This is a genomic window from Agrobacterium larrymoorei (genome assembly GCF_013322225.1).
Classification (GTDB): domain Bacteria; phylum Pseudomonadota; class Alphaproteobacteria; order Rhizobiales; family Rhizobiaceae; genus Agrobacterium; species Agrobacterium larrymoorei_A.
In genome coordinates, this window is the sequence record NZ_JAAMFB010000035.1 from 12,528 (window position 1) to 36,957 (window position 24,430).

Below are 24,430 nucleotides of genomic sequence, written 5' to 3' on the forward strand. Positions count from 1 at the left end.
CGCTCTTATAAATTGAAGCGAAGCAACGCTTTCATTGTCCGTCTCTAGCCGCTGTGAAGTAGCCGACAGATCCCACCTGTCCGCCCTTCATAGCGATCTCAATTCCGTTTCTGGATGGGTCTGCAGAATGAGCCCGACACAATGGACCGCCAGGAGACAGCTTCGCAACGCTGGTCAAGGCGTCAATCTTCAGTCTCAGCGCAGCATGGCTCGAAGTGTCTCCTCCTGACAGCACTATACGACTTAGTCCTGTTTCGATGATCAGCCTGTCCAGTATCTGCCCAAGGCTACTTCCAATGAGATCATTAGCGGCCTCTGCCGTCATCCGATCATGATAGAATTTTTCTTTGAACTGACTGACAGCCGGATCGTCCGGACCTTTGGCTGTGAAGACCAGAGGATCACGACCTTCGGAAAGTGCAGCCTTGGATCTGCTCACCGCGAGATCGACCTCGGCATTCCATTCAATTTGGTCTGACACTCGACCAAGATCGAGTCGGATCGCCTCAAAGCCATGGGATGTGGCATGATCGATCTGTGCAGCGGTCATGGGCGATACCGACCCTGACACCACAGCAATTCTATTGACAGCCTGCACCGATGTTTCAATGAGCGGATCAGTTAGCAGACCCTCCGAACGCCAGTAAGCCGCGAGTGCCGCCTGCACACCTTGCGAACCGATAACAAACTTCTGCCCTCTGCCCCCAGCCCAGATAACCTTGCCCGCGGAAACCAAAGTCTCAGCATCGACAAGATCAATTGAGTAGATATGCGGTTTTTCTGGAGAGGCTTGGCCTATGGTTTCTGTTTGATCGCCGGCTTTCAGTTTGAGAAAGTCAATATTCGATACGGGCAGGTTAGTCTGCGATGCGAGATGTCTGGCCAGGTCCGATTCGTGCATCGGCGTCGACGGATGGCTGGCCATCGTTGGATGACGATCCAATCGATAATACTGACCGTTGGCTTGAGCGAAGAGGTGCCCGAAAACCTGGATTCTTCCCATCCCGAGGTCACCCACCAACATCGGGATCGGACCGGGAAATAGTTCCGCACCCAGTTCGGCGGCTTTTCCGATGGAGCCAATCTGTGGAGACGAATCGAAGGTCGAACAGACCTTGTAGTGCACGATGGGAGAGCCGGTTTGCGCCAACCGTTCGAAAATTGCTGGCAGTTGAGCATCCATCCACACAGGACTCTTGGAGCGCGCTATCCCTGCAACGCCAATGCATCTGTATTCAGAAAACTCTGCCAAACGCTCCGCTGATGGAACGTCGAGAAAAAGCACGGTCTTGATCCCTTGCCAGGCAAATGCTTCCATTGCGGCGGACGATCCCGTGAAATCGTCGCCATAGAAGGACAGCAAAGGACCTGAAGGAAGAGGCTCAAGCTCCTGGTTCATACGCTCGATCCCAAGGCGAGTTTCAGTACTTCACTTTGTTTCGACGCTGAGTCTAGGCTTTCTCCGGAGATTGCGGCTTGATAAGCATCTCGCAGTGCCTGGACACCCGCAGCCGGGCCTTTTGGGTGAGCCACGATCCCTCCGCCGGCGGTGACGATCAGGTCATCTGATTGCAAGCCCGAATAGGTAGCGTGGGCCTGACGCACGGTCTGACCGCTCGAGAATACGGGCATCACGAGGCAAGGCATATCTTCCGACATGGGTGTCAGGCATTCGCGCGCGGATTTGAGAACCGAATCATTGTCCTCGGAAAACTTGTTGTCGACACCGTTCACGTGCATGTGGTCCGCGCCGGCTAGTCGCCAGAGTTTTTGCCACGCAACATAAGACCAGCCTAATGAACGGTGGCGGGTCAGGTACCCCCAGCCGTTCCTGTGAGCGTGAATTGGGAGTTGACTGAAGGATCTGAGGGCGACGAAACCGGCCATTCCAACCGAGTTGAGACTAACCATAAGACAGGTTGCTTCGGCGAGCACCAGCTTGTCATGACGTCGCCGCATTTCATCCATATCGCCGGTCAGATTGAAGGCATACATCGTCTTTTTGCCGGTGCGCTCTGCAGCGTCGTTTATAACCCGCATAACGCGATCAACGCGATTATCGAAGGGGCAGACAGAGGAATCGCTTTGCAGCTCGTCGTCCTTGATGAAGTCGATCCCACCCGCGACCAGCTCTTGCACCAGGGAGGCAGTTTGATCCGCCGTGAGGCCGACACTAGGTTTTATAATCGTTCCGATAATAGGTCCTGATTGAACGCCACAAAGCTCCCTTGTACCGTCAATTCCAAATCCGGGACCTTGATATTTCTGGAAATACGGAGTTGGAAACCGGATATCGACGATCTTCAGACCCGTGACACACGCCAGCTCAAACAGGTTGCCAGCGACTGTGGCCATCAGATTAGGAAGCGATACCCCAACAGTTCCAATAGGCCAAGACAGCGTCATCTTTACCCGATGCAGGGGCATTGTGGCGTCGGTCGGGTATCGACCGTCGAGAGCTGGGATAGCGTTGTAAGTTGCGATGGTCTCGAGGGATTCCACTCTCGCCGCCGCACGCGCCTTCAATTCGGGCGTTTCACCTGGTACCGCAACGAACGTACCGCTTGACTGCTCGCCTGCGATGATCTCTGCAGCCTGCTCGGGCGGCAAGTATGTCTCGAGGATGTAATCAGCCTCAAGGCGCACGGAATCGGTCACTATCAATCCTCCTCGATCGATAGCGTACCGGATCCTCCTCCGTACCCCATGATCGTGCTGGGATGATACATCCTCGGCTGGCCGAGAACAGGCACAATGCGCGCCTAATGATGTGATTTAAAATCACATCATTGGTATTCAGTGCCAAGAGAGAAAATCGTTAGCGACATAACCTCTGCCGAAAATCATTGGTTTCTAGGCATTCTCTCTTAGAAGAACACGGGGTTCATGCTAATCTAGAGCGACATATCTGTGCGCCAACCTGACATCATCTGTCCGACCGTTTGGTTCCCGCACATAGTAGTATAAGAAGAGGCTGTCGGATGTCTTACGCAAATCTTCCCTTGCACGCCCTTCGTGCGTTTGAAGCTACAATCCGACTGGGAAGCATGACAAAAGCCGCAAAGGAATTGGATGTCAGCCATGGCGCGATAAGCCGTCACATCCGTGAGCTGGAGCGCCTTTATGCGACGACGCTTGTCCGGCGCCTCTCGAAATCGTCAGAGCCGACGCCAGCGGGAGCTGAGATGGCACTAACTCTTAGCGAGGGGTTTCGCTCCCTCAACTTGGCTGTCGCACGACTCTCAGCCGGCCCCTTGACGCTGTCCTGCTCCGCGACGATCATGCAATACTGGCTAATCCCGAAATTGCCGGAATTCAAAGCCCTGAATCCACATATCCATTTCCGTCTTAACGTGAACTACAGTGAAGTCGATTTTGCGAGAGACGGTATAAGCGTCGCAATCAGGAACACCATGTATAGTCCGCCAGACGACGTGGTTATCTTAGATATGATCGGGGAGGAGATCGGGCCTGTTTGTAGTCCGGAATACCTGTCGCGAAATCCCTTGAAACATCCTGCCGAACTAAAAGAGGCACAAATATTGGGAACCGCGACGCGCAAGGGGGCCTGGGAAGAATGGTTTCGGGCTGCTGGAGAGGACGTTCCGGAACTAAAGATTGCGGAAGAGTATGAGCATTTTTATCTCATGCTGCAGGCAGCTACGTTTGGCGCAGGTCTCGCCATAGCCCCAAAATATCTCGTTCAGCGAGAGATCAATGCGGGACAGCTTGTCGCTCCTTTCGGCTTCATTCTTGGGCCTCACAGATTACAGTTGTGGATTGCTCATCACCTCAGGCAAAATTTGGATGTCAAGACTTTAGCCGGTTGGATCGAAGCGAAAATGGTTGAAGTCGGCTAGCTGGCGGCAGCAAGATCAGATCTAAGTGCTACCCGCTGTTCTGAACGCATAGAAGCACTTGCAACGCGTGGCGAACGGGTTCGCAGGTCTCCTCTGCGCCGAGCTACGGCCTTCATCGGCTGATCCGATCACTCGGGCATCAATGTATGGTTGTCGCTCCACCCTTCATTCCTAGAAAACCGGGTTGTCGGGCGACAGAGTAAACATTAACCGTCGAGATGACATCGGACTCGTACCGGCTATTTAGGGCTGGCGGGCTCACAGCAGCGTGAGTTCCGGATTACAGCCACGAGGCGGCGCGCGTCTCGAAGGAGCGCGTTACGCGTCACCGCACGGTCGTAGACCGGAAGGCACTGCGCGCCTGTCAACCGCGATGCATATAATAACCCATCAGCATCGAACGCCCCGTAGACATAGACAGCCTCGCTCAGCGCCTGTCCATCGCCCTGCGCTTTCGCGCGGGGAGCATCGGTGCTGACCCCGAACTTCAGGAGGCCGGTGGTTCTCAGATCGAGGACCATCAGGGGATCGAGCATCCTCTTCGGATACCTCTGTCAAACGAACGGCATCCCGTCAAACCGTTGGTCGAGCACCATCACGAAGCGGCAGAGCCTGGCTTCTGCTCATCTTCTTTGGCGCCGGTACGGGCGCCTACCTGCCGACGGTTCGGAGCGGTGCACGGCTCTTGTCGTTGACGCTCTCCGTCACCTTTTTAAGAAGACCGAGAAACTGCACCTTCTCGCCCTCGCTGAGGACCGCAAGGAGTTGATCTTGAACGCGCTGTACGCTCGGCGCGATTTCCTGAAGCAAATGCAGTCCGCTGTCGGTTATGTAAAGTTCACGCGATCGTCGGTCTGACTGGCTGACCTTTCTTGCTAGAAAGCCCTTTTCAATAAGGCGAGAAACGACTTCGCCGATGGTCGCCTTGTCGTAGGCGATAAGCCCGGCAAGGGTCACCTGATCGATCCCGGGATGATGTCTCGTCATGGACAAGGCACCGAACTGCACTGGGGTAAGGTCGAGGCCGGCGGAAGCGGTTTCTGCCATGAACATTGAGACCGCAGCTTGCTGGAGGCGCCGGATGAGGTGGCCCGGCGCTTCGTAGAGGTCGTCATTGAACTCGTAGTTCGTCATCCGCAGCAATTCCGTTCCGCTCCGCATTAAATCTAACCCTCACGTAGACCGAACCTACTGCCATTGACAATCCATAATCGGTAAGTGTACCTACGATATAGTAAGTGGTCTTATTATTTTGAACGCGATGGGAGGAAATCATGAACCCGGATGACCCAGCACACTCAACGCCCATGAGCCGACACGAACAGCGACAGCTTGATGACCTCTATGCGGCATTCCACGCGCAGAACCTGATGCCTCTGTGGACCCAGACGAACGACTTGATGCCGTTCCACCCGAAGCCGCGTGCCGTTCCCCACATATGGAAATGGTCGGTCCTCTATCCGCTGGCGCAGAAGGCAGGAGACCTGGTGCCTGTTGGACGAGGCGGCGAACGGCGCGCTATCGGTTTGGCCAATCCAGGACTCGACGGTCGGGCATATGTCAGCCCCACTCTATGGGCCGCGATTCAGTATCTTGGTCCGAAGGAGACCGCCCCAGAGCACCGTCATTCCCAGAACGCATTCCGTTTCGTTGTCGAGGGCGAGGGCGTCTGGACCGTCGTCAATGGCGATCCGGTTAGAATGAGCCGGGGCGACTTCCTGCTAACCCCCGGCTGGAACTTCCATGGTCATCATAACGATACCGATCAGCCCATGGCATGGATCGATGGCCTGGATATTCCGTTTTCCTATCAGAATGACGTGGGATTTTTTGAATTCGGTTCCGAGCGCGTGACAGATTACGCGACGCCCGTTTTTTCCCGGAGTGAACGCCTTTGGTGTCATCCTGGACTTCGCCCGCTCTCCGAACTGCAGAATACCGTATCGTCGCCAATCGGCGCATATCGCTGGGAGTTCACCGACCGCGCGCTGACTGAACAGCTTCTCCTGGAAGAGGAAGGACAGCCAGCGACTGTGGAGCAGGGACACGCTGCGATCCGCTACGTCAATCCGACCACCGGCGGAGATGTCATGCCGACGATCCGGGCCGAGTTTCACCGGCTCCGCCCGGGTGTTGAGACCCCTCCGCGGCGCGAGGTCGGCTCGAGTGTATTCCAGGTGTTCGAAGGCCGCGGCGCGGTCGTTCTCAATGGCACCATACACATCCTCGAAAAGGGCGATCTCTTCGTCGTTCCTTCCTGGGTTCAGTGGTCATTGCAAGCCGAGACACAGTTTGACCTCTTCCGGTTCTCGGATGCGCCGATCATTGAACGCCTTAACTTCGCCCGTGTTCAGGTAGGAGCGGCTCCGCAATGACCGGGAGCACGGACGCGCGCGCTGAACTGCGCGAGCGGCTTGGCCCGGGTGCGCGATATGACGACCCCAAAGCTCCTGCCCAAGAACTCCGCTTGGCCCGGCTTGGAACCGCTTACTTCGCGCGAAAGCTGAATGAACTCAGCGATAGGCAGCTAGCCGCACAGACAAACGAGGGGCTTCGTTTCAGACGCATCGTCTGCGATGTGGCGTATCGCGCACGCTCCCTTGCGCAGATTATCGAATGGGTTCGGAACGGCGTGTTAACGCCCGGCGAAGATCCGTTCCTGGCCGAAGCTGATAGCGTGGAACTGGGGCTAACCCTTCCAGCCGCCGCCCTCCGCCACCTGTTCAAACACTCCGAAGTCCACCTTAGCGTGGAATGGCGAGATCTGCGCAGAGATGAATGGGATGCGGTGCTTCGCCTTCCCAGCCAGAAAGAAGTGTTTGTTCGCGATACGGCTTGGCAACGTGCTCGTTCAATCTGGTTAAACGCGTTCGATCTTGGCAACGGCGGTTCTTTCGCAGACTTCCCACCCGACTTGGTCGATGCTCTCTTGGCGCATGGCGCCCAGCAATGGAATCACCATGAAGGTTTCAGCCTGCATGCGTCGGACCGGCAGATGCCAGTTGTCTTTGGGCGGTCCACGTCAGACGTGATCGTTCGAGGTAAAGCCGCGGACCTGGCGAGATGGGTTACCGGTCGCGGCGTTCACAACGTCAAAGCGACCGGGCCGCTTCCCGGGATTGCCACCAATCATTCTTTCTAATCGCCCACCAAGGAGGAGAACACCGTGTCCGAGATGACCAACCGTCTTTTTGCCTCACCCGAATATCCGGCGGTCCCGATCGCTGGCGAGAGCGCGACTTATCCGGTGCATCGCATCTTCTGCGTCGGCCGCAACTATGCGGACCATGCAAAGGAGATGGGCGTCGAGGTTGATCGGGAAGCTCCGTTCTACTTTCTGAAAGACGCCCAGGCCATCGTGCCGACCGGGGCCACCGTTCCCTACCCATGCGGAACAGAAAATTACCATTACGAAATGGAACTCGTGATAGCGATACTTAAGCCGATCTATAAGGGTACCCCCGAGGAGGCGGCTGAAGCGATCTTCGGCTATGCGACCGGCCTGGACATGACACGACGTGACATCCAGCTTGCTGCCCGGGCCAAGCAAAGGCCTTGGGACCTAGGCAAGAATTTCGAGAAGTCCGCCGTAATCGCTCCCATCGTCCGCAAAGCTGCGGTGGGCGAAATTGGTCCGCAACGCATCTGGCTGTCGGTCGGCGAAACCGTCAAGCAAGACGCGCTGCTTTCGGATCTCGTGTGGACACCTGTTGAAATCGTCTCGCACCTGTCAGGTTACTACCACCTTGAACCTGGCGATCTGATCTACACAGGCACGCCGGCCGGCGTTGGCGCCATCACTACCGGCGATCAAATCCGGGGCGAGATCACCGGGCTGCCAGCGGTCGAACTTTATGTTGGGGAAGCTGAATGATCTTTCATGGTTACTTCCGCAGTTCGTCTGCCTATCGCTGCAGGATCGCCTTCAATCTGAAGGGTCTCAGTCCTGATTTCAGATCCGTTCATCTCCGCCGAGATGGCGGTCAGCAAAAGTCCGAGGCTTACAGGGCGCTCAACCCCCAGGCTCTTGTGCCCGCGCTGGAAGTGGATGATACGGTTCTTACACAATCGCTCGCGATTATCGAATGGCTCGACGAGACCTATCCGGAACCAGCCTTGCTCCCTCGAGATCGAAGCTTACGCGCGAAGGTTCGGGCTTTCTCCCAGGCCATCGCATGCGACATCCATCCGCTGCAAAATCTTCGCGTCCTGGAATACCTGAAAGCGGAGTTCCACCAGGACCAGGCCGAGCTTGATCGATGGTGCCAACGCTGGATTGGCGACGGTCTTGCGGCATGCGAAGCGCTACTGCAGCGAGAGGAGAGGCTCGGTGACTTTTGTTACGGCGAGACGCCGAGCATTGCGGATATTTGTCTCGTTCCACAGATCTTCTCGGCGGATCGCTTCAATGTCGATATCTCTCGGTATCCCCTATTAATGTCGGTGTATAAGGCCTGCACTGCTCTTCCAGCGTTTGCCGATGCGCACCCAGCGAAACAGCCAGATAGCGAAGGCTGATAAGAAGAGAACGACCGTCACCGACTAACTGGCGAAGAGATGGCGCCACGACGGTGAGCAGCACCAGGATCGGCTATAAGCGCTTCGCCTCGACAAGAGGCGAGCGCTTATCCAGTGGGAGCGCAGCAGCCTTACCACGCCGGACCGCATATTCGGTTCACTGAGCAGAGATAGCCATATTATTTGCCTGCGCCACAACCACACCATACGTAGGCGTAGCGATACCCAAGAAAAAATTGGTCGGCACATTCGGACGATAAGTTCAATCCTTGCAAAGAGTTGCGGTCACGAGTTCCGCGTTCTCGCGGGTTGCGGTCTTTGCTTTTGCAAACTCTCGTTGGTTTAATCGCTCAGTTGGACCGAACGTCATCAAAATACCGAACAGCTTGTCGTATCGATTGTAGACCGGTGCTGCGACAGCCCTGATATCAGGATTCCATCCGCCGTCGCTTATCGCGTAGCCTTCAACGCGTATCTTCACCAGTTCAGCCATACGATCATCAATGAAGTCGGCGGGCTTGGCGAGTTGTCGGGCAATCTTGGAGATTATCTGTCTTGCTTCCACTTCTGGAAAGGTTGAAAGCGTAAGCATCTGAAATGCGGTGAGGCTTTTACCTCGTAGAACGATCTCGTCTACTGGTAGGACCTGGCCGGGTGTAAAGAAGAGCCTTTGCGACGTTTTTGTATCAAGCTGATCAATAATGATGATTTCCTCGCGTTCGAAAACAGCAAAGGTCGCGGCTTCGTTTGTGATCCCGGTTAACCTCTCCAATGTCGGGCGAATGAGGTTACGCAACGCGGCGTATTGGCGCTGCGGGCGCGCGAGATGCCATAATTTAGGCGACAGGAAATATTTCTCTGTCCGCTCATCCCGCGCGACGTACCCGGTTTTCACCAGTGTTTGGACCAGCCGATGAACATTGCTCTTCGTAAGATCCAGCTCAGCGGCCATTTCCGAGACGCCACGCGGCTGATCGCTCTGGCTCAAGGCCTCTAACAGCTGCAAGCCTTTCGTCAACGTCTTGTCCGTCGATGGGTCGCGTTTTGCGACCGCTTCGGGACCATCCTTAAATTCGGTGGGACCGGTCCGACTGTCCTTCGATGTAACTGCCATTACTAACCTCTCGACCCACCTTGACAGGAGGGATGATATTCCGTATTTTGGACCGAGTGTTCTATATTTCAGAACGTTTGATCCGTTTTTCAATATAGGCCGCTTTCGCCTGATGCGAAAGGTAGCAGTTCAAAGCTATGGGAGGTAGCGATGGCTCGGAATAAAAGCCCGTGGTGGGTCGTGTTTGCCGCGACAATGGGATTGATCGTTGGCAACGGCCCACTTTTACAATTTGCCTATGGCGTATTTCTAAGGCCATTATCGGAGGAATTCGGCGTCGACCGAGCAACCATGTCGACCGCGGTGCTGGTCGGATTCGTGGCAACCGGATTTTCCACCCTCTTTGTTGGCCGCCTGGTTGATCGATTTGGAATACGCGCTGTCGCTTTGCCCGCAATAACACTCTTCGCGCTGTCGATAGCCGCTTTAAGCCTTTCGCCCGCTTCGGCCTTCTTTTTCATCGCTATGTACGGCGTTGCGGGGATATTCGCTGGGGGTCAAACACCTCTTCCTTACGCCAAGGCAGTCGCGGGAAGTTTCGATAAGCATCGGGGCCTTGCCCTTGGAATAGCGATGACGGGTGTAGGAATAGGGACGATCTTCATTCCGCAGTTGGCTCAATATCTCATATCAAGCGTTGGCTGGCGCGGTGCTTACGTTGGCCTTGGGATTGCGGTTTTCGTACTAGCGTTTCCCCCCGTTTACTTATTCCTGCGGGATCCAATAGCAGCAGCAAAACAGCATAACGGCGAAGTGGCCGGACTGACTGGCAGAGAGGCCGCGCGCACTCCGCAGTTCTGGTCGCTGGCATACATTTTCTTCGCTTTGGTCTGCGTACCGGCAGGTGTGATCGCCCATATCGTACCCATTCTGACTGACCAGGGCATTTCTCCGCAGGTTGCGACAAGCGCAATCAGCGCTGCCGGTGTAGCACTCATTGTCGGTCGTCTGGTTGCAGGTTACATGCTCGACCGCATCTGGGCACCTTATGTCACGCTGTTCTTTATCGTCATCCCGCTCATTGGATTGGGCTTGCTGTTTATGCCAATAACGCCGGCTGTTGCAGTGGCCGCAACGATCTGCGTCGGTCTTGGCCTCGGCGCGGAGGTGGACCTCATCGCCTTCATGATCGCGCGATACTTTGGCTTCCGATCCTTCGGTGAGATCTACGGCTATCTCTTTGCTGTTTTCACTTTTGGGAGTGGACTTGGCCCGTTTCTGATGGGGGTCTCGTTCGGCAAGACGGGGTCGTACAGCACGGCTATCGCTGGGATGGTGGTGGGCCTGCTTGTTGCAGCATGTCTGGTCCTGCTGCTCGGACCCTACCGCTACGCAAATGTCTTGAAACAGGCTCATTAACGCAAAAGGTCTATGCGAAATGTCAATCAATGTAGCAAGCACGATTTCCACGCTCGAAGGCGCCGATCGCTGGGCACGTCAACTGAATGACGCGGTTGCGCGAAAGGATTACGCCTTTGCTGGTTCACTTTTTTCGACCGACGGTTATTGGCGCGATATCATCGCGCTGACATGGGCCATCAAGACGTTTCATGGTCCTTATGCCATTGAAGAGATGCTCGGGAAATACGCCGTGAAATCCGGCCTGCGAAACTTCAGGATCGAAGGTCACCCAAGAAAGGAGCAACTCGGCGAGTTCGGCTCAACCGTGGAGCTATTCGTCGCTTTTGATACCGATACGATCACCGGAAGGGGCTACGTCCGACTGGTCGCCGATCAAACCGACGAAGGCCAGCTACGCGCCTTAACGCTCCTGACAAGCGCGGATCAACTGACGGGGTTTCCCGAAAAGTCGTTGACCAACCGCAAGCGCGATTCACATCGCACGACTGAAAAGGGGAGTAAAAACTGGCTCGATGAGCGTATTTACGATCAGAGCTACGAGGATCGGGATCCCCAGGTACTGGTGATCGGCGCCGGACAAGCCGGTCTGACTGTGGCTGCACGGCTGCGTCAACTCGGCGTCGATGTTCTCGTTGTTGATAAGATGAACCGGGTGGGCGACAACTGGCGAAACCGCTATCACTCGCTTACCCTCCATAATGAAATTTGCACCAATCATCTGCCATATATTCCCTACCCCGCGAGTTGGCCGGTTTTTATACCGAAAGACAAACTGGCCAACTGGATGGAATTTTACGCAGACAGTATGGAAATCAACGTCTGGACCGACACTACCTTTTTAGACGGCGGCTACGACGAGACCGACAGGAAATGGACGGTCAATCTTCAATTACGTGACGGACAAACTCGCACCATGCGACCGTCTCATGTCGTCATGGCCGTCGGTGTCAGCGGGAAGCCAAACATTCCGAAATTCGAAGGTACCGAAACCTTCCGGGGCCAAATGTTGCATTCAAGTCAACACAGCAGCGACGTTGACGTCTCCGGCAAAAAAGTTCTGGTTATCGGGTCAGGGACGAGTTCCCACGACATCGCACAGGATGCTTATCTTCGGGGAGCAGACGTCACGATGCTTCAGCGGTCATCGGCCACAGTGGTGAGCATCGAACAATCGGGGCTGGCGTATGCCGCCTTCCGAAAAAATGAAGGGATACGTCCGATTGAGGAGACCGATCTGATGGTGGCGTCGGTCCCATATGATCTTCTACGCAGGCTGCACGGACCCCTCAGCAGAAAAATGGCCGAGGCAGATAAGGAACTGCTGGATGGTCTCCGGAAAGTCGGGTTTCAACTCGACAATGGAGAAGACGACACAGGCTTTTTCTTGAAGCTCGTCAGGTATCTCGGGGGTTACTACATCGATGTCGGTGCATCTCAGCTCATCATTGATCGTAAGATAAAGCTTAAGACCGGCGCGAGCGTTGAGAGACTGGAAGAACGGAGCGTCTTGCTTTCCGACGGTGAAAGACTGGAGACAGACATTATTGTTCTGGGCACCGGTTACAGACCGCTGCAACAGGCCGTTGAAAGCATGTTCGGACCCGCCATGGCGGAGCGGATCGGTCCTGTCTGGGGCCTGGGTGAGGACAACGAACTCCGCAATATGTGGGTGCGCACTCAACAGCCGGGATTCTACATTGCTGGAGGCACGTTCACGATGTGTAGGTTTTACTCCAAGGTCACCGCTTTGCTCATAAAGGCCGAACTTGAAGGACTTTTGACCTAGTTTCGCGGCTAGCTTCTTCAAACCAGTTCGATGGCGATGATCTTCGTGATCAACCTGTCATTCACACGAGGTTTCTTTAATCATGCTTGATGAAGATAGCGCTGCGCTTGTCAGGGGATTGCGTAGTTTGAATATCCCGCGCACCGAGACCTTAACGCCTTTGCAGGCTCGAGCGGCCATGGCGGCGGCGCGCAGGGCCCGCGCTCCTCTACCTGTCCCGATGGATGAGGTGCGGGACCTCGACCTAGGCAAGGAGAAGAACCACATCGCGGGGCGCCTCTATAGGCCGAACGCCCAGCGAGACTTACCGCTCCTCGTTTTCTTCCATGGCGGGGGATGGGTGCTGGGCGACCTGGAATCTCATGATCTCCTATGTCGCCGCCTGGCTCTCGCTGGCAAGACCAACGTCTTGGCGGTTGACTATCGGCTCGCCCCGGAGAACAAATTTCCAAGTGCGATCGAAGATGCGATCGAGGCAGTCGACTGGGCCTTTGCACATGCCGGCGAGCTGCAGGTGAACGTCGCACGGATAATGGTAGGTGGCGACAGCGCTGGCGGAAATCTTGCGGCGGTCGTTGCGCACGAACGCAGAAATAACAATAAACCGAGGCTCGCCTGTCAGATCTTGATCTATCCAGCGACAGACCTTGCCTGCGCCTCGCCATCGTATCAGATTGCAGAGGACGGGCTTCCGGTTCTCGGCAGCACCATGATTTGGTTTAGAGATCACTATTTGACCGAGCCCTTCGAAAAGGAGGAGTGGAGAGCGTCGCCGTTGCGAGCGCCCGACTTTTCTGACTTGCCACCGGCCTACGTGCTGACAGCTGGCTACGATCCTCTGTCGGACGAGGGGCAGGCTTATGCCGACAAACTATTGAACAGCGACGTCTCGGTCGTCCACCATCATTATCCCGGCCAGATCCACGGTTTCCTCTCAATGGGGCCCGAGCTTCCCACGACTGAGACGGCGATTGCCGAATTGGGTGCCTATATGCGCGGGCGCTCGGATTAGTAAAGCTGCTGTCGGACGAGAGCTAGTGTTTGGGTCGCCTTTGGCTCAAGGCGATATCACCCACAACAATGCTTAAAGGTGAGCGATTGGGCGCAAGCCGCAATAAAAGGAAGAAGGGCGAACAGAAATGAGAGAACTGGAAGGGCGGATAGCGCTCGTTACCGGAAGTTCGCGTGGCATAGGGCAGGCGACGGCGCGCACGCTCGCAGCTGCCGGAGCCCGCGTTATTGCAACCGACATAGAGGCGCCTGAAGCTTTGGCGTCTGATATCGGCGGGTGGGCGCGCAAGCTTGACGTGACGCGCGAAGACGACTGGGCTGACGCGATGGCTTTTGCCAGCAGCTTTGCGGGAGGGCTGGACATCCTGGTGAACAATGCTGGCATCCTTTCCTTCAGGAAGCTCGTTGATATGAGCCTGGAAGATTGGCGGCGCGTACAAGCAGTCAACGTTGAGGGCACTTTTCTGGGCTGCAAATACGCCATCCCGCTCCTCAACGACCGGGCCTCACAGTGGACCGGAGGCGCGTCTATCATCAATATGTCGTCCATTGCGGGACTTCGCGGCAACCCGGATTTCACAGCTTACTCCGCGTCCAAGGGCGCAATTCGCCTTCTGTCAAAAAGCCTGGCGCTAGAGCTTGCTGAACGTAAAATCAGGGTGAATTCGGTTCATCCCGGCTTGATTGAGACAAGCATGGGTCGCGAAACAGCGTCTCATTTTGCAGAGCGGCATAAATTTACTCCTCCGTCCGATCCGAATGATATAGCGGAACCACTCGTCGGCGCAGGATCACCGACATCAGTCGCGGACGTCATCGTCTTTCTGGCCTCCGACAGGGCAGCCTTTATGACAGGTTCAGAGGTTGTCGTTGATGGCGGGCTAACGGCGTAACAGAAGAGGCATCGGGAGCACTTTTACGCGCGGCTCACAGCGAGACATGGCGAACGCCGGATTCCCAAAAGAGGGGCGACAGATCGACGAAGGCGTCAATGCGCGGGGTGCGAGTCGTCGAAGATGGTCATGGCTGCCGGATCCGCCTCGAACCACTCAAGGTGATGATCAGTGACCTGTTCCGCGGTGTCCATCACGCAAAGCAGGGGTCATAGGCGGCATAGGCAGGAATGCTGCGCGGGCGACTAACTCGCCTCAGCGAACTCCAATGCGGCCCGAGCGCGCATCCCGGGGACCACCTGGTTGACGGAACAAATAGGGGAAGTGAACAAAATGGGAGGAGATACAATGTCTTCTAGCGGAATTCAGGCAATCTTGACGCGAAATGCCAGTATAGTCCTAACGGCGCTACTAGCATTTCTTGCAATAATCTCTCCAATGAAAGCGGACGAAGAGCAGGCGTCTAAAGCTCTCGATCAAGTCCGTGAAATTGGAAAGGCGTGGAATGGAGATGTGGCGCAGAAGACATTTGCGATCTACACGCCGATACTGGCCAAACAGAAAACCAGCGGCATTAAAGTAACGCAAGACATTGCCTACGGAAGCCACGAACGCAACAAACTGGATCTGTTTGTGCCTGAGGGGGCGAAGGGCTTACCCGTGCTCGTCTTCATTCACGGGGGTGGGATGCGGGTGGGGAACAAACGTCAACCGGAAACTGAAGGCCTAGCTTTCGCGAACGTCGGTTACTTCGCCGCCAATCACGGCATGATCGGCATTACAATGAACTATCGCCTCGTGCCAGATGCCCATTTTCCCAGCGCCGGACAAGACGTTGCGGCCGTCGCACAATGGATACAGGAAAACATAAAAGACCTTGGCGGCGATCCCGGGAAAGTTTTCTTCGCTGGTCAATCCGCTGGCGGCATGGTGCTGGGTGAATATCTCTACAATGCCTCTGTTCAACCGAAAGAAGGACCTGCAATGGCAGGCGCAATCTTTCTGTCGTCATCGATCAATATAGGCGTTCCTGCGGTAGCGTCCGTTTATTTTGGCGGCGCAGACGAGCAAAACTGGTCGAAAAACTCAAATAAAGAGACTTTGGCCAGATACGAGGGAAAACTGATACCGACTCTGGTTATCGGGGCTGAACTGGATCCAGCAGAAATTGAATGGGGCACTTACACCCATATCGGCATCCTCTGTGAAAAACGACAGGGATGTCCCCGATATACACAATTGCCGCGTCAGAACCACATATCAGAGGTCTTGAACCTGAATACGGACGATATGACCACGGCCACTCCCGTATTAGAGTTTGTTAACGATGTCCTGAGCGACCGCATTTATCCTTTAGGCGCAAAGTAAGAACCTCTCCGTTACGGGCGCCGCTCAGACGTTGTAACCGAGCGATTGCAATGGAAGCGGGATAGAGGATACTCCGCTTCCAACTCGTCGACCTCATGTTATCATTGTCCTGTGATTTGATACCGGGATTTGGCAACCGCGAGCTCGGACGACCGTCACGGCACGGTGCATCCTCAGCTTATGACGCTGGAGTAGAGGTCGCTGACTTCAGCGGCAAAAGTGTCAATCGGCGTTAAAAATTTGCACGCCGAAACACAACCACAGAATGCCTGCCAATTTGGGACTACCGCTTTACTGCCGCCATATGCAGATTCAACCATCAGGATCTTCGACCGGCACATCCGTAGGCGCATAATGAAAAGTCTTGATGTTCGATGAACCGTATGCGGTACAACCGCCGCGAACTCCACCGCATCCTCGGGTGCAGGCAGAACCAAGTTTGGAGTTTGGATCGGCCGTTGCCGTTCACAAGTGCCCTCGGAGAATGAGTTAGTTGACATTCATCTGCGCTCTTCAAAGATATTGGCCCGGAAAAACAATATCCTGATCAATAAGAACATTGAATTTGTAGCCAGGCCGGATCTGCAACGTTGGCTGCACGTCCATGTTCCGCTGGATTGTCCGGTCTGCCACCCGCCCGAAGGTTTCGGCAAAATTGCGTCTTGCCGCATCGGATGCCGTATCCTGGGTGGCAAGTGTTGAGCTTTGGGGAACAGCCATATCGATGCCCGTTCCGATCAGGGCAATCATGACCGCTGAGCCGAATGTTTTGAGATAGTGGTTGTTCACTTTGTCATTGAACCCGCCATAGCCTTCCGCATCCGTGCCGGCCATCCCGCCGATCTGCAGCGTCGATCCGTTCGGGAAGATAATGTCCGACCAGACGACGAGAACCCGGCTCTGGCCGAACGAGACCTTGCTGTCATAGCGACCGAACAGTTTCGTGCCCTGCGGGATCAGCAGCCGATGCCCGGTGGCGCTGTCATAGACATTCTGGCTGACCTGCGCGGTGATCCGGCCCGGAAGGTCGGAATTGATGCCGGTTATCAATGTCGCCGGGATGACCGAGCCGCGTTTCAATTCGTATAGGGACTGCTGCGGCACGACGCGGTTCGGCAGATAGCCGAGGTCCTTGAGGTCGGCATTAAAGAAATCTTCCTTGGAGTTCTGTCCGTTGGGATCGACGTTCTGCCCACCCAAGCCAGCGCGCAATGCTGCGGCATAAAGATCGGATGCGTTTGCGCTTGCGGCAGCTGTCGTCGTTCGGGCTCCGGCGGTCTCATCTTTTTCCGACCGCGCTTCCAGCTTCCCGCGATCGATCGCCAGCGGCGCGTCAAACGCGGAGTCGCGCGCCTGCATCCGGGCCATCCGCTGGCGTTGCTGCTCGCGAAGAATCTGTTCCTGTTGCTCACGGGCGAGACGTGCCCGCCACACCTCCTCCGGCTCCTGTTCCGAGCCGCGGTTTTGCTGTCTCTGTTCGGGTTGCACGAACGGATTGGCCACCTTCTCTTCAGCCTGTTTCGTTTCGACCGGCGTCGGCTGGAACGTCTGCTGCTCCCGGGGCTCGCCAATGATGCCGTCGGCAACGCCCCGCTTGATCTGGTCTGCATAGGTCGAGGCCGGATTGCCCGAACTGGCGTCAGGGCCGTTATCCTTGCCGAAGTATAGCCCGCGTGAGGCGAGCCCATAAAAGATAATGCCGAGAAAGACGACCAATAGCACGATTACAAGGATGACAGGCAGGCGGTTTACCCGCTTGATGCCGGAGGTGGCCTGACTGTTTTGCGCACCACTAAGCTTGAGAGACTGCACCATGATAACCTCCCTCACCCGCGCCGCATGAGCGACAGCGCGCTTGCCGGCGTCGCACCCGATGTCGTCACGGTATAGGCCCGGCCAAGTTCGACACTGCTCGTCGAAAGCCGCGCGAGCACCTGGCCATCGTAAGGTACGATGACATAGGCGAGCGGAACGACGGCGGCGAGGCTATCTGTTTTCTGATCGGTGACGACGGCATAGCCCCATCCCTTCAAGGCTGCTTCAAGCGCCTGCCCGAAGGGTGAACCATCCTGTTTAAGCGCAACGGTTGGCTTCCCCTGTCCGATCTGTTCGGCAAGACGGCTGACCAGATCGCCCGCAATGGCGCCCGCCGCCGGTCCGGATATCTCTGGAGGTGCCGCGCTTGAGGCGAGACCGTCAGTGTTCATTGATTGGCATCCCGACACGATGATCGCGATGGCGGTGAATTGGATCAGGCGGCGGACAGGGCTGAGGCTGTTCGCACTGCGGCTCAGAAGGTTCAGCATCAGCGCCCTCCCCTGCTGATTGTCACCTTCTGCTGCTTCCAGCCGACGCCTGAGACGAGGACGGCACGATCGATATTGTAATCGACCACCATCATGTTGCTCTTCATGCGATAGTTGACGATGCGGTTTTGGCCGCCGGAGACGACGAAGAGAACCGGTGCATCCTGACCGGAGATCGAGCGTGGAAACTGGATGTAGGTTTTCTGCCCATCGGAATAGACTCGCGTCGGCCGCCAGCCGGCACTGCCCGAGACGGAATAGGCAAAGCTTAATTGCTCCGCCGGAACGCCGGCGCCGGGAATGGTGCTGGCTTCCAGCCGCGCGTTGACATCGGCAAACTTTGCCGAGACCTCCTCAGGATATTCGAACGCGACACGCGCCATGTACTGCGTGGCATGCGATTTCAGCTGAATGTGATAGGTCCGCCGCGACGTCGTCACGACCATCGACGTGAGCAGACCCGGCTCCGACGGCTTGACGATCAGGTGGATCGCTTGGCCACCCGCCGCTCCAGAGGTCGCAGGCTCTACTTTCCACCGCACAGTGTCACCGACCAGCACATCGCGAACGACCTCGCCGCCCTGAAGCTCGATGTCGCAGACCTGCAGCGGAGAGCAGACGACGGACGGCTGCACTTCGCCGTAGAGGAAGATCACCTTTCCGTCTGCGCCTTTCGTGACCAGGCCACGGCTTCCGCGCCATTGCGTCGAAATCCCCATGCCTTTCGCCTCGTTGGCGGTGACACCATCGGCGGCGAGAGAAGCAGACGGGAAGGCGGAGGAGGCTGCAACGGCGATAGCAATGATGCCGGCGCTCATCGTGACCCGTGGCGTTTCGTGTGATTTTTTCATTTTTGGGGCAAGGCCTTTCAAAGCTGTGCGGTCCAGTCGAAGTCGCGGAGATAGAGACCGATGGGATTGAGGCGGATGACGCCCTCGTCCTGGGGCGGCGTCAGTGTCACCGTGGCGATGCCGCGAAAGCGGCGCGTGGCAATCTCCTTGCCGCGGCGATCGCGTTCGAACTCGGTCCAGTCGATCTGGTAGCTCTGGTTCGAGAGCGCGACGATGTTGTTGACCTCAATCGCCACCGTCGCGGTCTTCGCCTTCTCGAAGGGCGAATTCGAACGGAACCAGGCGTTGACCTTTTCCGTCGCTGGATCGGAGGTGCGCAGCAGCCCATAGGTGCGGTCGATATATTGCTTCTGAACCACTGCATCCGGCGTGACGGAGCGGAAGTTCGACACGAAGCTGCCGAGCGTGGCACGTACCACGCGCGGATCGGCATATTCGATCTGCTGCGGGAAGCCAGCATTGACTGATGCGCCGAGCTTGTCGACTTCGACAATATAAGGGATGAGCTTCACCTGGGTGCTTTGGTAGAGCGCGTAACCAAAACCAACCACGGCCATGGTCATTCCGGCAATGCCGACGACGCGCCAAGCGGCTGCCGCTTTGACGTAGGAGCCATAACGCTCGTTCCATTCGTTGCGGGCAGCGATATAGGGATTATCTGGGGTATTCTGTCCGGCCATTCTTTCAGCCTCCCGTCACTTGCTGTCATTGATCGGCGATGGTGGAGGCGGTGTGCCCGCCCGGCCGGGCTGCTGATCGAGTTTGGCGTTGGCAAGGCCGAGCATTGATCCGGCGTAAGCACCGGGCGAACCGATCGCCTTTTCTTTCGCTGCCGAGCCGACAGCGCCGGCTGCTCCGCCAACCCCAGCCTGCATGCCGCGCAGCGCCGCATCGGCCAGAGACGAGCCCCCTGCCCTCGCGGCGCTGGCGGCCCCAAACCCTCTGTTTGCCGCGCCGATCGTTAGAAACCCGGCACCGAGTGCTGCCGATGTGGCCTGCCCGCCATGACGGATGGCTTCCATGCCGCCGCCGACCGATGCGCCCTGGACCACACCCTGCAGGATGGGCGGCACATACATTGCGATCACGAAGACAACGACCGAGATGCCGGCAATCGCGAGCGTCGTGATGAACTGTTCCGAGATTGCGGTCGGCGCCTCCGCCAGACCCAGAAGGATGTCCGAGCCGATCTTGGCGATCATTACCAGCGCCATCAGCTTCATGCCGACGGAGAAGGCATAGACCAGATATTTGATCGCAAAGTCCTTGGTATGGGAGGAACCACCGAGCCCAAGCATGATCATGCCAGCGAGCAGGCCAACATACATCTCGACCATGACGGCCACGAAGATCGCAGCGACCAGGCTGAACGACACGACGACCACGACCATGGCGAAAACGGCGGCGATCGCGAGCGCATTATCCTCCCAGAGGCCGAACTTCGCCTGTTCCGACATTTTCGTTGCGACACGGATGCCGGCATCGAAGATGTTGGCGGGAGATGCGGAACCGCCGCCGGCGCCGATCTGGTAGAGACTGTCGACCACGGCTTTGGCGAACTCCGGTCCTCTGTCGAGGATGAAGGCGAACAAGCCAATGAACATGATGCGTTTGACGAGTTCAGCGAACCAGCTATCGAGCGAGGCGGCATTGATCGCCAGCCATACGGCAGCGATCCCCACCTCGATGCCGGCAAGAATCCAGAACAACGACCGCGCGGCATTCATCACCGTCGTCTCCCAGCCTTTGGCAGCTGTGACGACGGAGTTTTCGAGTGTGGTCAGGACCTGGCCCTGTTGCGCCAAGGCGGGCGTGGTCGCCAGCAGGACGACCGCGGCCGCAATGAACACCCGTTCGAGTGTACGGGAAGATGTAGCAGCTACCATCGCGGCTTCATCTCCTGACCGTTGCGGATATCACGATCGGGATTCCCGCCAAAAAACTCTTCGCGATGGCGGCGTTTTTCCTGACCAGAGGACGAATTCATTGCGGCCGCGCCCGACCCCGAGACTGGCGTGGACGGCGGCTGAACGACGATCCAGGTGATGGCGCTCGCGCCGGCCGCGGAAACGACCGCCACGAGGGCGATAATGAGGATCGAACGCGGGCTCACCAGCGCGGCTCCATCGTCTGCCCGCCCCTGATGTCGTGCTCGGTCCCGCTGAAGAATTGTTCGCGCCGCGCCTGAGCCAGATCCTTTTGCGCCTGTTCGGACTGATACCAGGTGCCCATCATGGTCATCTGCTGTGAGACCAGACCGCGCAGCTTCTGCATCTGCGCGACCTGCTGCGCGGCGATATCGTGCCCGACCTGCAGCGCCTTCATCTGCCCGTCGGCCGATTCCGACATCGACCTGAGTTCCGACATCGTGCTTTCCTCGCTGGAGAATTGTTCGGCAGTCAGATTGGCGGCCTTCAGCGTGCCGGCGATCGTGTCGCGATTGGTGTCGGACCAGCTCTGATAGGTCGTGGAGAAGCTCGCACCATCAGGAAGGTTGCTCTTCATGTCGGCGAAACTCTGGAAGCGTTGCTTGAGCACATCGTCGAGATTGCCCATGGAGAAGGCGACGCCCTGGCCCTGGTTGACGACATTCTGGAGGTTCTTCAGGTCGCTTTCGATCTGACCCCAGACATGCTCCGGAAGCTGCGCCGTGTTCTGCAGCATGTTCTTGTAGATGTTAAGCTGGTTCTGGATCTGCTCGGCCAGCTGCGAGATCTGGGTGATCTGGTTGTTCACCTGCTCGGCCGACTTGCCAACGAGGCTGATCAATTCGGTATTATTGGCAAGCTGCGTCCATTCGGTCGCTTGTCCCGTGACGCCACCGGCCCACGCAGGAAGCGAAAGAGCAGACGAAAGCATGAGGGCGACACCAAGCGCGGCGTGCCCTATTCTATTCGGTTGGAAAGAGCGTTTCGGCATGGGCGATCCCCCTTTGCTCGAGCCAATAGAGAGGCCAGGCGGCCCCATGTTCAAAATGGAGGGCGCGGATGCGCTTAAGGTCTTCTTTTCCGGACGCTCCGACAAACGAGAGCGCCACCGGCCCAAGTGCCATGTCGAACAGACGTCGACCCTCGGGCGACACGACGTAATAGTCCCGCTTCGGGATCGCGGTCGCGACGATCTCGATCTGCCGCTCGTTGAAGCCGATGCGCTCGTAGAACTCGCGCGTGCCCGGCTCCCGCGCAGCACCGTTCGGGAGGCAGATCTTCGTCGGGCAGGATTCCTTCAGCACATCGATGATGCCTGACCGCTCGGCATCAGAGATTGACTGGGTAGCTAGGACCACGGCGCAATTGGCCTTGCGCAGCACCTTCAACCATTCCCGGATCTTGTCCCGGAACACCGGATGGCCGAGCATCAGCCAGGCCTCGTCGAGGATGATCAGGCTGGGCGCACCCGTCAGGCGCTTTTCGATGCGCCGGAAGAGATAGGTGAGCACGGGCACGAGATTGCGCTCACCCATGTTCATCAGTTCCTCGATCTCGAAGCACTGGAAGGCGCCGAGCGCCAGACCGTCCTCCTCGGCATCGAGAAGCTGCCCCATCGGACCATCGACTGTGTAATGATGCAGGGCGTCCTTGATCTCTCGCATCTGGACGCCGGAGACGAAGTCGGAGAGCGAGCGGCCGCGCGACTCGGCCATCAGCCCGACCTGCCGGGAAATCGCATTGCGATAGTCCGGTGTAATGGTCACACCCTGCAGGGCAACCAGCATCTCGATCCATTCGGAGGCCCAGGCGCGGTCCGTGTCGGAGGAGAGGTCTGCCAGCGGGCAGAAGGACAGGGCCCGCCCCTCGCCTGCTTCCGGCGCGTCGCCACCGATCTGGTAATGATCGCCGCCGATCCCTAGCGTCAGCGGCAGCATCGAGCCCCCCTTATCGAAGGCGAAGATCTGCGCCTCGACGTAGCGGCGGAACTGGGCTGCGAGCAATGAGAGCAGCGTTGATTTACCCGACCCCGTGGGCCCGAAAATCAGCGTGTGGCCGACATCATCGACATGCAGGTTGAGTCGGAAGGGTGTCGATCCGCTTGCGACCTGCATCAGCGGAGGCGATCCGGCCGGATAGAAGGGGCAAGGTGCTGTCGGGCTTCCCGACCAGATCGAGTTGAGCGGAATGAGGTCGGCGAGATTGCGCGTGTTGATCAGCGGCTCGCGGATATTGGCGTAGGAGACGCCCGGCAGGCTGCCGAGAAACGCATCGGTCGCGTTGATCGTCTCGATCCTTGCGCCAAAACCTTCGGCCTGGATCAGGCGGCGGACTGCCTCACACTTCTCCTGCAAGCTTTGCTGGTCCTCATCAAAGAGAACGATGACCGGCGTATAGTAGCCGTAGGCCACGAGCTGCGATGAGGCTTCGGCGATTGCGTCCTCGGTTTCCGCCACCATGAGCATCGCGTCCTGATCGAGTGATCGGGATTGGGTTTGGAAGAGCTGATCGAAGAATGGCCGCACCTTTTGTTGCCATTTCTTGCGCGTGCGCTCGAGCCTCGCGCGGGCCTCCTCGGCGTCGAGGAATACGAACCGGGACGACCAGCGATAGGTCAGCGGCATTAGGTCAAGGCTGTTGAGAATTCCGGGCCAGCTTTCCGCCGGTAGGCCATCAATCGCCACCACGCCGAGAAACCGGTTCTCAACTAGCGGCGTCAGACCATGTTGCAGCTCAGCGGTCACCAGCCAGTCGAGATACATGGGGATCTCTGGCAGGCGCACCGGATGGTTTTCCCCGGTGATGCAGAAACGGATAAACTGAAAAAGTTCGTCGTAGCGGGCGACACGATGACCGCCGCGCTCCGGCGTTTCGCGTGTCATCATCCGTCGGATCGACACCACATTGGCGAGGTACTGTTCAACTTCCCGGATTGACGTCAGAAAGGTTTCAAGCGCTTTGTCGGCATAGGTGGCGGACCGGCTGCCAGCATCGGAATAGACATAGCGCGTCAGACCTGATCGCCGCGGCTCCGGTGGGCGCCAGGTCAGGATCAGTGCATGACGACTTTCGTAGTGCCCCCTCTCCTTCTGGAAATGCGCCCGCCGCTCCGCATCGATGGCGCGGGTCACCGGATCGGGGAAATGGCTGGCCTCCTCCGTTGAATAATCTCCCGTGGGCACCCGGACAGCCTCGACCTGGATCATCCAGCCCGAGCCGAGGCGCGACAGGATGGCATTGATCTGCCGCGACACCTCGTTGCGCTCGGCGTCGGTCGAACTTTCACTGTCGGGGCCGGCAAAATACCAGCCGGCCATCAGCGATCCGTCCTTCAGAAGAATGACGCCGTTATCGACCAACCCGGCATAGGGAACGAGATCGGCAAAGGACGGTCCGGAATGGCGGAAGGATTTGAGGGCAACCATGTCGTGCC

Annotated in this window: 22 protein-coding genes and 1 pseudogene; 11 read left to right on the forward strand and 12 right to left on the reverse strand. The window is 57.2% G+C overall.

Going from position 1 to position 24,430, the window contains the following annotated elements; genetic code table 11:
* Nucleotides 1-31 precede the first annotated feature (31 nt).
* Together G6L28_RS20340 and G6L28_RS20345 are read right to left on the reverse strand one after the other, a co-directional pair.
* On the reverse strand, nt 32-1,399 hold the full coding sequence (locus G6L28_RS20340; protein ID WP_168333524.1) for a four-carbon acid sugar kinase family protein: 1,368 nt from the start codon (nt 1,397-1,399) through the stop codon (nt 32-34).
* Nucleotides 1,396-2,658 carry a RuBisCO large subunit C-terminal-like domain-containing protein gene (locus G6L28_RS20345; RefSeq protein WP_174065966.1) on the reverse strand — a complete coding sequence of 421 codons (1,263 nt, stop codon included), beginning with the start codon at nt 2,656-2,658 and terminating at the stop codon, nt 1,396-1,398. Before G6L28_RS20345 ends, G6L28_RS20340 begins: the two co-directional genes overlap by 4 nt.
* A gap of 323 nt (nt 2,659-2,981) precedes the next feature.
* On the opposite strand from G6L28_RS20345, the gene G6L28_RS20350 reads away from it, so the two are divergent.
* Both G6L28_RS20350 and G6L28_RS22955 read left to right on the forward strand, forming a co-directional pair.
* Complete coding sequence (locus tag G6L28_RS20350) at nt 2,982-3,860, forward strand: LysR substrate-binding domain-containing protein (RefSeq protein ID WP_168333522.1); 879 nt, start codon at nt 2,982-2,984, stop codon at nt 3,858-3,860.
* 104 nt (nt 3,861-3,964) lie between these two features.
* Nucleotides 3,965-4,129, forward strand: a pseudogene (locus tag G6L28_RS22955) (IS110 family transposase); the annotation flags it as partial.
* A 382-nt stretch (nt 4,130-4,511) separates the two neighbouring features.
* Here G6L28_RS22955 and G6L28_RS20355 read toward each other — a convergent pair.
* Nucleotides 4,512-4,994, reverse strand: a complete 483-nt coding sequence (locus tag G6L28_RS20355) for a MarR family winged helix-turn-helix transcriptional regulator (RefSeq protein WP_168333521.1) — start codon at nt 4,992-4,994, stop codon at nt 4,512-4,514.
* A 140-nt stretch (nt 4,995-5,134) separates the two neighbouring features.
* Here G6L28_RS20355 and G6L28_RS20360 point away from each other — a divergent pair, with 140 nt between their 5' ends.
* Genes G6L28_RS20360 through maiA form a run of 4 tightly spaced genes read left to right on the forward strand, consistent with a single transcriptional unit; the run spans nt 5,135 to nt 8,378 of the window.
* A complete protein-coding gene (locus tag G6L28_RS20360) occupies nt 5,135-6,235 on the forward strand; it encodes a cupin domain-containing protein (RefSeq protein WP_174065968.1) in 1,101 nt (366 codons plus the stop codon).
* Nucleotides 6,232-7,002: a maleylpyruvate isomerase N-terminal domain-containing protein gene (locus G6L28_RS20365; RefSeq protein WP_174065970.1), complete on the forward strand. Its 771-nt coding sequence runs from the start codon at nt 6,232-6,234 to the stop codon at nt 7,000-7,002. The genes G6L28_RS20360 and G6L28_RS20365 overlap by 4 nt, the downstream gene beginning before the upstream one ends.
* A 33-nt stretch (nt 7,003-7,035) precedes the next feature.
* The gene (locus G6L28_RS20370; RefSeq protein WP_168333607.1) at nt 7,036-7,734 is read left to right on the forward strand and encodes a fumarylacetoacetate hydrolase family protein; all 699 of its coding nucleotides are present in this window, start codon (nt 7,036-7,038) and stop codon (nt 7,732-7,734) included.
* Nucleotides 7,731-8,378 carry a maleylacetoacetate isomerase gene (gene maiA / locus G6L28_RS20375; RefSeq protein ID WP_112960326.1) on the forward strand — a complete coding sequence of 216 codons (648 nt, stop codon included), beginning with the start codon at nt 7,731-7,733 and terminating at the stop codon, nt 8,376-8,378. The genes G6L28_RS20370 and maiA overlap by 4 nt, the downstream gene beginning before the upstream one ends.
* A gap of 262 nt (nt 8,379-8,640) precedes the next feature.
* On the opposite strand, the gene G6L28_RS20380 is transcribed toward maiA, so the two are convergent.
* Nucleotides 8,641-9,396: an IclR family transcriptional regulator gene (locus G6L28_RS20380; RefSeq protein ID WP_174065972.1), complete on the reverse strand. Its 756-nt coding sequence runs from the start codon at nt 9,394-9,396 to the stop codon at nt 8,641-8,643.
* Between the two features lie 246 nt (nt 9,397-9,642).
* Between G6L28_RS20380 and G6L28_RS20385 the strand changes: the two genes are divergently transcribed.
* The 5 genes from G6L28_RS20385 (at nt 9,643) to G6L28_RS20405 (ending at nt 15,912) form a co-directional block, all read left to right on the forward strand.
* Entirely contained in the window at nt 9,643-10,851 is a 1,209-nt protein-coding gene (locus G6L28_RS20385) for an MFS transporter (RefSeq protein ID WP_168333517.1), read from the forward strand.
* A 232-nt stretch (nt 10,852-11,083) separates the two neighbouring features.
* On the forward strand, nt 11,084-12,640 hold the full coding sequence (locus tag G6L28_RS20390) for an FAD-dependent oxidoreductase (protein ID WP_174065974.1): 1,557 nt from the start codon (nt 11,084-11,086) through the stop codon (nt 12,638-12,640).
* Nucleotides 12,641-12,722: 82 nt separating this feature from the next.
* Nucleotides 12,723-13,652: an alpha/beta hydrolase gene (locus G6L28_RS20395; protein ID WP_168333515.1), complete on the forward strand. Its 930-nt coding sequence runs from the start codon at nt 12,723-12,725 to the stop codon at nt 13,650-13,652.
* A 127-nt stretch (nt 13,653-13,779) separates the two neighbouring features.
* Nucleotides 13,780-14,544 carry an SDR family NAD(P)-dependent oxidoreductase gene (locus tag G6L28_RS20400; RefSeq protein ID WP_174065976.1) on the forward strand — a complete coding sequence of 255 codons (765 nt, stop codon included), beginning with the start codon at nt 13,780-13,782 and terminating at the stop codon, nt 14,542-14,544.
* 348 nt (nt 14,545-14,892) lie between these two features.
* The gene (locus G6L28_RS20405) at nt 14,893-15,912 is read left to right on the forward strand and encodes an alpha/beta hydrolase (RefSeq protein ID WP_174065978.1); all 1,020 of its coding nucleotides are present in this window, start codon (nt 14,893-14,895) and stop codon (nt 15,910-15,912) included.
* 513 nt (nt 15,913-16,425) lie between these two features.
* On the opposite strand, the gene trbI is transcribed toward G6L28_RS20405, so the two are convergent.
* Genes trbI through G6L28_RS20445 form a run of 8 tightly spaced genes read right to left on the reverse strand, consistent with a single transcriptional unit; the run spans nt 16,426 to nt 24,422 of the window.
* Nucleotides 16,426-17,727 (reverse strand): IncP-type conjugal transfer protein TrbI, encoded by a 1,302-nt coding sequence (gene trbI / locus G6L28_RS20410; RefSeq protein WP_174065980.1) that lies wholly within the window; start codon nt 17,725-17,727, stop codon nt 16,426-16,428.
* Nucleotides 17,728-17,738: 11 nt separating this feature from the next.
* Nucleotides 17,739-18,218: a conjugal transfer protein TrbH gene (gene trbH / locus G6L28_RS20415; RefSeq protein ID WP_234902673.1), complete on the reverse strand. Its 480-nt coding sequence runs from the start codon at nt 18,216-18,218 to the stop codon at nt 17,739-17,741.
* Nucleotides 18,218-19,036, reverse strand: a complete 819-nt coding sequence (gene trbG / locus G6L28_RS20420; protein ID WP_234902676.1) for a P-type conjugative transfer protein TrbG — start codon at nt 19,034-19,036, stop codon at nt 18,218-18,220. The genes trbH and trbG overlap by 1 nt, the downstream gene beginning before the upstream one ends.
* Before the next feature lie 50 nt (nt 19,037-19,086).
* Complete coding sequence (locus G6L28_RS20425; protein WP_174065983.1) at nt 19,087-19,749, reverse strand: conjugal transfer protein TrbF; 663 nt, start codon at nt 19,747-19,749, stop codon at nt 19,087-19,089.
* Nucleotides 19,750-19,764: 15 nt separating this feature from the next.
* Nucleotides 19,765-20,955: a P-type conjugative transfer protein TrbL gene (gene trbL / locus G6L28_RS20430; RefSeq protein WP_174065985.1), complete on the reverse strand. Its 1,191-nt coding sequence runs from the start codon at nt 20,953-20,955 to the stop codon at nt 19,765-19,767.
* Nucleotides 20,949-21,182 (reverse strand): entry exclusion protein TrbK, encoded by a 234-nt coding sequence (trbK, locus tag G6L28_RS20435; protein WP_174065987.1) that lies wholly within the window; start codon nt 21,180-21,182, stop codon nt 20,949-20,951. The genes trbL and trbK overlap by 7 nt, the downstream gene beginning before the upstream one ends.
* Nucleotides 21,179-21,988 (reverse strand): P-type conjugative transfer protein TrbJ, encoded by an 810-nt coding sequence (gene trbJ / locus G6L28_RS20440; RefSeq protein WP_174065989.1) that lies wholly within the window; start codon nt 21,986-21,988, stop codon nt 21,179-21,181. The genes trbK and trbJ overlap by 4 nt, the downstream gene beginning before the upstream one ends.
* Nucleotides 21,960-24,422: a conjugal transfer protein TrbE gene (locus tag G6L28_RS20445; RefSeq protein WP_174065991.1), complete on the reverse strand. Its 2,463-nt coding sequence runs from the start codon at nt 24,420-24,422 to the stop codon at nt 21,960-21,962. The genes trbJ and G6L28_RS20445 overlap by 29 nt, the downstream gene beginning before the upstream one ends.
* Nucleotides 24,423-24,430 lie beyond the last annotated feature (8 nt).